Source organism: Pseudacidovorax intermedius (assembly GCF_001476815.1).
In the GTDB taxonomy this organism is placed as follows: domain Bacteria; phylum Pseudomonadota; class Gammaproteobacteria; order Burkholderiales; family Burkholderiaceae_C; genus Xenophilus; species Xenophilus intermedius_A.
Genome location: NZ_LDSL01000043.1, coordinates 44,149 through 53,793 on the forward strand (window position 1 = coordinate 44,149; position 9,645 = coordinate 53,793).

Here is a 9,645-nt window from a genome sequence, read left to right on the forward strand (position 1 = left end):
TCCAACCAGGAGTTCCCCATGAAGAAGATGCTGATGTCCCTCGGCCGTGGCGCGGTGGCTGCCGTCGCGCTGGCCGCGGTCGCGGTGGCGGCCCAGGCGGCCGACCTCAAGGTCGGCCTGAGCGTGTCGCTCTCCGGCCCGAACTCCTCCATCGGCGTGCCCTATGCCAAGGGCATGCAGGCCGCGCTGGCCTACAAGGGCGAGATCGCCGGTCGCAAGGTGCAGCTCATCGTGGTCGACGACGGCTCCGATCCGACCGCGGCTGGCCGCAACGCCCGCAAGCTCGTGGAGGAGGACAAGGTCGACGTGCTGATGGGCACCTCGGGCGTGCCGGCCGCCATCGCCATGGCCCAGGTGGGCCGCGATGCCAAGGTGCCCATGGTCGGCCTCACGCCGCTGCTGCTGAACCCGGCGGACAACGCCTGGGTCATGACCGTGGCCCAGCCCACCCAGCTCATGATCGACGCCGTGGTGGAGCGCATGAAGAAGGACGGCGTGCGCACTGTGGGCTACATCGGCTTCTCCGACGCCTGGGGCGACCTGGTCTACAACGCGCTCATCAAGGCCGCGCCCGGCGCCGGCATCCAGGTGCTGGGCAACGAGCGCTATGCCCGCTCCGACCAGTCCGTCACCGGCCAGGTGCTCAAGCTGCTCGCCATGCGGCCCGATGCGGTGATGACCGGCGGTGCCGGCACGCCCGGCGCCTTGCCCTTCCTGGCCCTGGCCGAGCGCGGCTTCAAGGGCAAGGTCTATGGGCAGCATGGCCTGATCAACCCCGACTTCGTGCGCGTGGTGGGCGCGGCCGGGCAGGGCGCGCTGATGTCCACCGGGCCCGTCATCGTGGCCGAGCAGTTGCCGGCCGACCACCCGACCCGCAAGATGGGCCTGGCCTTCCGCGAGATCTACCAGAAGGTCAACAACGCACCCACCAGCGATGCCTTCTCGGCCTATTCCTTCGATGGCTGGCTGGTGTTCGCCGATGCCGCCCAGCGCGTGCTGGCCGCGGGCAAGGCCGAACCCGGCACGCCCGAATTCCGCCAGGCCCTGCGCGACGCCATCTTCAGCACCCGCGAGGTGGTGGGCACGCACGGCGTCTACAACTTCAAGCCCGGCGACCTGTACGGCGTGGACGAGCGCGCCCGCGTCATCGTCACGCTGGACAAGGGCCAGTGGAAGCTGGCGCCCTGACCCGCTGACGCGAAGGGAGCGCAACGCATGACAACGACGGCAATGACGACACAAAGGACTCCACGACCATGACCTGGGACGTCGCCCTCATCCTGGGCATCGACGGCTTGGCCAACGGCGCCATCTACCTGCTGGCCGGGCTCGGCCTGGTGCTGATCTTCTCGGTCACGCGGGTGGTGTTCGTGCCCTTCGGCGACATCGCGGCCTTCGCCGCGCTGACGCTGGCGGCCTTCGAGACCGGCAAGCTGCCGCCCACCATCGGCATGGTGATCTTCCTGGCCGCGCTGGCGCTGCTCACCGAGGTGGGCAGCCTGCTGCGCAAGGGCGAGGCCCGGCGCATTCCGAAGGCGCTGCTGCTGTGGGGTGTGCTGCCGCTGGTGCCCTGCGCCATCGCCTGGGCCGCGGCGCGCGCCGGCGTGCCGGTGGCGCTGCAGATCGTGGCCTCGGTGCTGCTGGTGGTGCCGGTGGCACCGCTGCTGGCGCGGGTGGTCTTCCAGCCCATTGCCGATGCCTCGGGGCTGGTGCTGCTGATCGTGTCGCTGGCGCTGCACTTCCTGCTGTCGGGCCTGGGCCTGCTGTTCTTCGGGCCCGAGGGCTCGCGCACCAGCGCGCTGACCTCGGCCTCGCTGACGCTGGGCGACGGCTTCACCGTCAGCGGCCAGGTGGTGCTGATGGTGAGCGCGGCCATCGTGCTGAGCGGCCTGTTCTTCCTGGTGTTCGAGCGCACCGTCACCGGCAAGGCGCTGCGCGCCACGGCGGTGAACCGGGTAGGCGCGCGGCTCGTGGGCATCCGGCCGGCGCGCACCGCGCTGCTGGCCTACGGCTGCGCCTCGCTGCTGGCGGGGCTGATCGGCGTGCTGATCGCGCCGGTCACCACCATGTACTACGACTCGGGCTTCATCATCGGCCTCAAGGCCTTCGTGGCGGCCATCATCGGCGGGCTGGTGAGCTACCCGGTCACGGCCATCGGCGCGCTGGCCGTGGGCATCATCGAAAGCTTCGCCTCCTTCTGGAGCGGAGCGCTCAAGGACGTGATCGTGTTCAGCCTGCTGATCCCGGTGCTGATGGCGCGCTCGTACATGGCGCGCCACCACGAGGAAGAAGCCGAGGAGATCGACCAATGAAGCGCAGCAGCTCTGCCCTCCTCATCGCGGCCGTGGTCGTCGTGCTGGCCCTGGTGCCGGCGCTGGCCGGCAGCTTCACCGTCTCGCTGCTCAACGACATCGGCATCGGCGCCCTGGTGGCGCTGGGGTTGGTGCTGCTGACCGGCGTGGGCGGTGCCACCTCCTTCGGACAGGCGGCCTTCGTGGGCATCGCGGCCTATTCCACGGCCTGGCTCACCACGGCGCAGGGGCTGTCGCCGTGGCTGGGGCTGCCCTTCGCGCTGCTGCTCACGGGCCTGTCGGCGCTGGCCATCGGCGCGCTCACGCTGCGCCTCGGCGGGCACTTCCTGCCGCTGTCGACCATCGCCTGGGGGCTGTCGATCGCGCTGCTCTTCGGCAACGTGGACGGACTGGGCCGGCACACGGGGCTGTCCAACATTCCGCCGCTGCGCATCGGCAGTTGGGCGCTGTCGGACCCGCGCGCCATCTATTACCTGATCTGGGCCATCGTGGGCCTGGCCTGCCTGTTCAGCCACAACCTGCTGAACTCGCGGCCGGGCCGGGCCATCCGCGGCCTGCGCGGCGGCGCCACGCTGCTGGCGAGCGTGGGGGCCGATGCCTACCGCGTCAAGCTCACGCTCTTCGTCACGGCGGCACTGTTCGCCGGGCTGGCGGGCTGGCTCTATGCGCACATGAACCGCTTCGTCAGCCCCTCGCCCTTCGACGTGCGGGCCAGCATCGAGTACCTGCTGATGGCCCTGGCCGGCGGCCTGGGCAGCCTGGCCGGCGCGCTGGTGGGCGCGGGCCTGGTGCTGGTGCTCAAGAACCTGCTGCAGGACGTGCTGCCGCTGGTGACTCAGTGGGCCGGCCAGCTGGAGGCCGTGACCTTCGCGGCCATGTTCATCGCGCTGCTGCATTTCGCGCGCGGCGGCGTGATGGGCTACGTGCGGCGCTGGCGCCTGCGGCGCGGTGCACGCGGGCCGGCCGCCGTGCCCGAGCTGGCGGCGCCGGTGCCGCCCCTGCCGCAGCGCGCCATGCCGGCCCGCGGCACGCCGCTGCTGTCGGTGCAGGGCGCCGTCAAGCGCTTCGGCGGGCTGGTGGCGGTCAACGACGTGAGCTTCGACGTGCAGGCCGGCGAGATCGTGGGCCTGATCGGGCCCAACGGCGCCGGCAAGTCCACCATGTTCAACCTGCTCACGCGCACCGCGCAGATGACGGCGGGCCGGGTGCAGTTCCTGGGCCAGGACATCAGCACGATGCAGCAGCGCGACGTGGCCCGGCTGGGCCTGGCGCGCACCTTCCAGCACGTCAAGCTGCGGCCGCACATGAGCCTGCTGGACAACGTGGCCCTGGGCGCCCATGCGCGCGCCGGCGCCGGCGTGCTACGCGCCGGCCTGCGGCTGGACCGGCAGGAGGAGCGCCAGATCCTGCAGGAGGCCCAGCGCCAGCTGGACCGCATCGGCCTGGGCGACCGCGCCCACGAGATGGCCGGCGCCCTGCCGCTGGGCACCCAGCGCATCCTGGAGATCGCCCGCGCCCTGGCCGCCGACCCGGTGCTGCTGGTGCTGGACGAGCCGGCCGCCGGCCTGCGCCGCAAGGAGAAGATGGCCCTGGGCGACTTGCTGCGCAAGCTGCGCGACGAGGGCGTGACCATCCTGATCGTGGAACATGACATGGACTTCGTGATGAAGCTGGTGGACCGCCTGGTGGTGATGAACTTCGGCGCCAAGCTGGTCGAAGGCGTGCCCGCGGCGGTGCGCGCCGACGAGCGGGTGCAGGCCGCCTACCTGGGGAGCACCGTATGAGCACGACGCCCATGCTGGAGATTGCCGACCTGCACGTCGGCTACGGCCAGGTCGAGGCGGTGCGCGGCGTGTCGCTCACGCTGCAGCCGGGGCAGATCATCTCGGTCATCGGCCCCAATGGCGCGGGCAAGACCACGCTGCTGGCCGCGGCCATGGGCCTGCTGCCGTCGCGCGGCACGCTGCGCTTCGAGGGCGAGGACCTGTCGGGCCTGGACGTGGAGGCGCGCGTGGAGCGTGGCCTGTGCCTGGTGCCCGAGAAGCGCGAGCTCTTCGGCGAACTCACGGTGCTGGACAACCTGCGCCTGGGCGCCTATTCGCGCCGCCTGCGTTCCGACGCGCTGCGCCAGCGGCTGGACGGCGTGTATGCGCGCTTTCCGCGCCTGGCCGAGCGCCGGGGCCAGCGGGCCGACACGCTCTCCGGCGGCGAGCGGCAGATGCTCGCGGTGGGCCGCGCGCTGATGTCCGCGCCGCGCCTCCTGATGCTGGACGAGCCCAGCCTGGGCCTGGCGCCGCTGATCGTGCAGGAGATTCTGTCCATCGTGCGCCAGCTGCGGGAGGACGGGGTGTCCATCCTGCTGGTGGAGCAGAACGCCCGCGCCGCGCTGGAAAGCTCGGACTACGGCTACGTGCTGGAGACGGGCGAGGTGGCGCTGTCCGGCGACTCCGCAGCCCTGGCCGACGACGAGCGCGTGCGCGCGACCTACCTGGGCGGCGGCACGCATGACGACGACTGACGCTGCTGACCCGCCGCTGCTGCCCGTGCCGCAGCGCACGCTGCCGCAGATGCTGCGGCGGCAAGCCCAGTGCTTCGGCGATGCGCCGGCCGTGCGCCTGGGCGACCAGCGCTGGCGCCATGCCGAGCTGCCCCGCCGCGCAGCGGCCCGCGCCGGCGCGCTGCAGGTCGCCGGCGTGGCACGCGGCGACCGCGTCGCCATCCTGGCGGGCAACCGGCCGCAGTTCCTCGACGCCTTCATCGGCTGCGGCTGGATAGGCGCGGTGGCGGTGCCCATCAACACCGCCTCGATGGGGCCGCAGATCGAGTACTTCCTCGCCAACAGCCAGGCCGCGCTGCTGGTCATCGAGGCGCAGTACCTCGACCGGCTGGCCACGGCCGACCTGGGGCGCACGGCGCTCCGGCGCATCTGGGTGCTGGAAGGCGAAGGCGCCACGGTGCCGGCATCCGTGGCGGGTGTGGCGGTCGAGGCCTGGCCGTCCGAAGGCGACGAAGCCGCGCCCGCCGAGGTCGGCCCGGCCGACACGCTCGCCATCCTCTACACCTCGGGCACCACCGGCCCCTCGAAAGGCGTGCTGTGCCCGCATGCGCAGTACTACTGGTGGGGCGTCAACAGCCTGCGCGTGCTGGGCGTGCGCGCCGACGACGTGCTGTGCACCACGCTGCCGCTGTTCCACATCAATGCCCTCAACACCTTTGCCCAGGCCTGCCTGTCGGGCGCCGAGGCGGTGTTCGAGGGCCGCTTCTCGGCCTCGGGCTTCTGGCCGTCCATGCAGGCCTGCGGCGCCACCGTGGTCTACCTGCTGGGCGCCATGGTGCCGATCCTGCTCGCGCAGCCGGAAGGCGCCGCCGAACGCGAGCACCGCGTGCGCATCGGCCTGGGCCCGGGTGTGCCGGGCGCCGCGGGCGAAGCGTTCGCGGCCCGCACCGGCGTGCGCCTGCTCGAAGGCTATGGCTCCACCGAGACCAACTTCGTCATCGCCACTGCGCCCGATTCGCCGCGCGGCGGCGTCATGGGCTGGGTGCTGCCCGGCTTCGAGGCCCGCGTGGCCGACGAGCACGATGCCGAACTGCCCGACGGCCAGGCCGGCGAGCTGCTGCTGCGCGCCCACGAGCCGCATGCCTTCGCCAGCGGCTACTTCCAGATGCCCGACAAGACCGTCGAGGCCTGGCGCAACCTGTGGTTCCACACCGGCGACCGCGTGGTGCGCGAGGCCGACGGCGCCCTGCGCTTCGTGGACCGCATCAAGGACGCGATCCGCCGCCGCGGCGAGAACATCTCGTCCTTCGAGGTGGAGCAGGTGCTGCAGAGCCATCCCGCCGTGGCGACCGTGGCCGTGTACCCGGTGCGTTCCGAGCTGGCCGAGGACGAGGTGATGGCCGCGCTGATCCTGCGCGAGGGCCAGGCGCCGGCGCCGCAGGAACTGGCCGCCTGGTGCGAGGCGCGCCTGCCGTACTTCGCCGTGCCGCGCTGGTTCGACATCGTCGATGACCTGCCGCGCACCGAGAACGGCAAGGTGCAGAAATACAAGCTGCGGGAGCGCGGCGTGACGCCCACCGCCTGGGAGCGCCCGCCGCAGCCCCGCGCCCGCCGGGCCTGAATCGGCCATGTCCGCCGCCCCTGCCGCCGTTCCCTCCATCGCCGCCGCCCCGGTGCTGGCCGGCCGCGTGGCCCTGGTCACCGGCGCGGCCCAGGGCCTGGGCCTGGCCATCGCGCGGGCCCTGGGCGAGGCCGGCGCCCGGCTGGTGCTGGCCGATGCCCAGCCCGCCGTGCAGGCGGTGGCAGCGGCCTTCACCGCCGACGGCCTGCCGGCCAGCGCCGTGGTCGCGGACGTCGCCACCGAGGACGGCTGGCAGCGCATGCTGCAGGCCGGCTGCGCGGCGCACGGCTTCATCGACGTGCTGGTCAACAACGCCGCGCGCACGCCCACCGCCGGCCCCTGGGACATCGCCATGGCGGAATGGGACGAGGTTATGGCCGTCAACCTGCGCGGCTGCTTCCTCGGCTGCCGCACGCTGGGCGCGCACATGCGCGCGCGGGGGCAGGGCGGGCGCATCCTCAACCTGGGCTCGCTGGCCGGCCAGCAGGCGAGTGCGGCGACGGGGCTGCACTACGCGGCCTCCAAGGCCGGCATCCTGGCGCTCACGCGCGGCTTCGCCACCGAGCTGGCGCCCGATCGCATCACCGTCAATGCCCTGGCGCCGGCCGCCATCCGCAGCCCGGCGCTCGACGGCCTGCCCGCCGCGCGGCAGGCGGCGCTGCGCGCCGCCATCCCGCTCGGCCGCTTCGGCGAGCCCGCCGAGGTGGCGGGCGCGGCCGTCTTCCTGGCCTCGGACGCTGGCGCCTTCATCACCGGCGCCACGCTGGACGTCAACGGCGGGAGGCTCATGCGATGAGCGCCGAGCCCCTCCCGCCGGCCGGCGCCGCCCCCGGCTATGCTCGCCCGACCCGAGAACGAACGGCAGCGTCCCAGAGAGAAGAGAACAGGATGGCCACCCATTCCAAGCATTTCCGCATCGTCCAGTCCCTGGGCGAGGAACACATCGGCCTGGAAGCCCGCGCCCAGGCCGACGACCACCTGGACACCAAGATCTGGCTGCGCCTGCTGGCCTGCAGCACGCAGATCGAGCAGCAGATCCGCCAGCAGCTGCGCACCCGCTTCGGCACCACGCTGCCGCGCTTCGACTACCTGGCCCAGCTGGACCGCTATCCCGAGGGCCTGCGCATGAACGTGCTCTCGCGCTACCTCATGGTGACGGGCGGCAACGTCACCGGCCTCACGGACCAGCTGGTCAAGGAGGGGCTGGTGGAGCGCATCGACGACCCGGAGGACCGGCGCTCCTGGCGCGTGTGCCTCACCGACAAGGGCCGCACCGAATTCGCGGCCATGGCGGCCGAGCACGAGAAATGGCTGATCGACATGTTCAGCGGCCTGCCCGCCGGCAGCAAGGAGGCGCTGTACGAGCACCTGGGCCGGCTGCGGGTGCACCTGGTGCAGCGGCCCGCCGCTGCGGCTGTCGCCGCCGATGCCGCGCCGGCCGTGGACAGGCGCGCGCCGCGCAAGGCCCGCAGCCGCTGAGCGACCCTCTGCCACCGTCAGCCGGACGCAGCGCCGCCTGACGCGCCGGGCCCGCCGGCCGTGCTAGGTTGCCGCGTCGCCGCTCGCCGGCCTGCTGCTGCCGCCCCGCGCGGCCCCTTGCTTTGGACTCCCTCACCCAGATCGTTCTCGGCGCCGCCGTCGCGGCTGTGTCTGTGCCGGCGCGCGACCGGCGCGTCGCGCTCGCGGCCGGCGCCGTGCTCGGTACCCTGCCGGACCTCGACGGCATTCCGCTCGCCCTCATGGGCCTGGACCCGGTGACCCGCGTCACCTGGCACCGCGGCCCCTCGCATTCGCTGCCGCTGCTGCTGGCGGCCGGCTGGCTGCTGTGGCTGCTGCTGCGGCGCTGGAACCAGCGTGTCCGCACAGCGCCCCGGCCCTGGCTCGTGGCCATCTGGCTGGCGCTGCTGACGCATCCGCTGCTGGACGCCTTCACCGTCTACGGCACGCAGCTGTGGTGGCCGTCGCCCACCCGGCCGGTGATGGGCGGCAGCATGTTCATCATCGATCCGCTCTACACCCTGCCGCTGCTGGCCGCCTGCATCGCGGCCGCCGTGGCCGGCCCGCGCGCGTGGGGCCGGCGCTGGCTGGCCGGCGGGCTGCTGCTCGGCAGCCTGTACCTGGGCTGGAGCCTCGTCGGCCAGCAACTGGCCGACCGTGCCGCGGCCCGTGCGCTGGCGCCGATGGGCCTGCGGGACGCGCCGCGACTGGTGGTGGTCACGCCGCTCAACACGCTGCTGTGGCGCGTGGTCGTGATGACGCCCGACGGCTTCCTGGAAGGCGAGCGCTCGCTGGTGGCCGACCGCGGCGCCATGCGCTTCACCGCCCATGCCAGCGACACGGCGGCGCTGCAGGCGCTGGGCGCGGACCCCGCCGTGGCGCGGCTGCGCTGGTTCACCCACGGCTTCATGAAGGCCGAGCGCGACGGCGACGCGCTGGTGGTGTCGGACCTGCGCATGGGCGCCGAGCCCGACTACAGCTTCAACTACCGCGTGGCGCGCTGGGCGGACGGCCGCTGGCAGCCGGTGCCGGTGCGCCAGCAGTCGGGCATCCGCGATGCGAAGGGCATGCTGGCGGCCACCTGGCAGCGCATCTGGCACGCAGCGCCGGCGCCGTAGCCGGCGGCTTTCGGCCGGACGCACTCAGGCCGTGGCGATCTCGCGCCAGATGGCCGCGAGCGGCAGGGTGCGCTCGACGGCGCCGCGCTTGATGGCCTCCTTGGGCATGCCGAAGACCACGCAGCTCTCCTCGTCCTGCGCCAGGGTGCGCGCCCCCGCGTTGCGCATCTCCAGCAGGCCCGCGGCGCCGTCGTCGCCCATGCCCGTCATGATGATCCCCTGCGCATTGCCACCCGCGGCCTTGGCCACCGAGCGGAACAGCACGTCCACCGACGGCCGGTGGCGGTTGACCAGCGGCCCATCCACCACCTCCACGTGGTACTGCGCGCCGCTGCGGCGCAGCAGCATGTGCTTGCCCCCGGGCGCGATCAGCGCGCGGCCGGGCATCACCCGGTCGTTCGTCTCCGCCTCCTTCACCTCGATGCGGCACAGCCCGTTCAGCCGCGCCGCGAAGGCCGCCGTGAACTTCTCGGGCATGTGCTGCACGATCACCATGCCCGGGCACACCCGCGGCAGGGCCGTGAGCACCTCTTCCAGCGCCTGCGTGCCGCCGGTGGAGGTGCCGATGGCCACCACCCGTTCGGTGGTCTGCGCCATGGC

The 9,645-nt window shown here is 72.8% G+C and carries 9 protein-coding genes; 8 read left to right on the plus strand and 1 reads right to left on the minus strand.

Annotated elements, in window-relative coordinates; genetic code table 11:
* The first annotated feature begins 18 nt into the window (after window positions 1-18).
* The 8 genes from NS331_RS06580 (at window position 19) to NS331_RS06615 (ending at window position 9,045) form a co-directional block, all read left to right on the plus strand.
* Window positions 19-1,188, plus strand: a complete 1,170-nt coding sequence (locus NS331_RS06580) for an ABC transporter substrate-binding protein (protein WP_058641210.1) — start codon at window positions 19-21, stop codon at window positions 1,186-1,188.
* A 68-nt stretch (window positions 1,189-1,256) separates the two neighbouring features.
* A complete protein-coding gene (locus tag NS331_RS06585) occupies window positions 1,257-2,312 on the plus strand; it encodes a branched-chain amino acid ABC transporter permease (protein ID WP_058641211.1) in 1,056 nt (351 codons plus the stop codon).
* A complete protein-coding gene (locus NS331_RS06590) occupies window positions 2,309-4,096 on the plus strand; it encodes a branched-chain amino acid ABC transporter ATP-binding protein/permease (RefSeq protein WP_058641212.1) in 1,788 nt (595 codons plus the stop codon). Before NS331_RS06585 ends, NS331_RS06590 begins: the two co-directional genes overlap by 4 nt.
* Window positions 4,093-4,830: an ABC transporter ATP-binding protein gene (locus tag NS331_RS06595; protein ID WP_058641213.1), complete on the plus strand. Its 738-nt coding sequence runs from the start codon at window positions 4,093-4,095 to the stop codon at window positions 4,828-4,830. The genes NS331_RS06590 and NS331_RS06595 overlap by 4 nt, the downstream gene beginning before the upstream one ends.
* Window positions 4,817-6,430: an ATP-dependent acyl-CoA ligase gene (locus NS331_RS06600; RefSeq protein WP_058641214.1), complete on the plus strand. Its 1,614-nt coding sequence runs from the start codon at window positions 4,817-4,819 to the stop codon at window positions 6,428-6,430. Before NS331_RS06595 ends, NS331_RS06600 begins: the two co-directional genes overlap by 14 nt.
* 7 nt (window positions 6,431-6,437) lie before the next feature.
* Window positions 6,438-7,226, plus strand: coding sequence for an SDR family NAD(P)-dependent oxidoreductase (locus NS331_RS06605; protein ID WP_058641215.1), 789 nt, complete (start codon window positions 6,438-6,440; stop codon window positions 7,224-7,226).
* A gap of 92 nt (window positions 7,227-7,318) precedes the next feature.
* Entirely contained in the window at window positions 7,319-7,909 is a 591-nt protein-coding gene (locus NS331_RS06610; protein WP_058641216.1) for a MarR family winged helix-turn-helix transcriptional regulator, read from the plus strand.
* A gap of 122 nt (window positions 7,910-8,031) precedes the next feature.
* The gene (locus NS331_RS06615; RefSeq protein ID WP_058641217.1) at window positions 8,032-9,045 is read left to right on the plus strand and encodes a metal-dependent hydrolase; all 1,014 of its coding nucleotides are present in this window, start codon (window positions 8,032-8,034) and stop codon (window positions 9,043-9,045) included.
* 24 nt (window positions 9,046-9,069) lie between these two features.
* Here the strand turns inward: NS331_RS06615 and NS331_RS06620 are convergent.
* Window positions 9,070-9,645, minus strand: a 576-nt coding sequence (locus tag NS331_RS06620) for a chemotaxis protein CheB (protein ID WP_275936451.1), incomplete at its 5' end; no start/stop codon positions are given.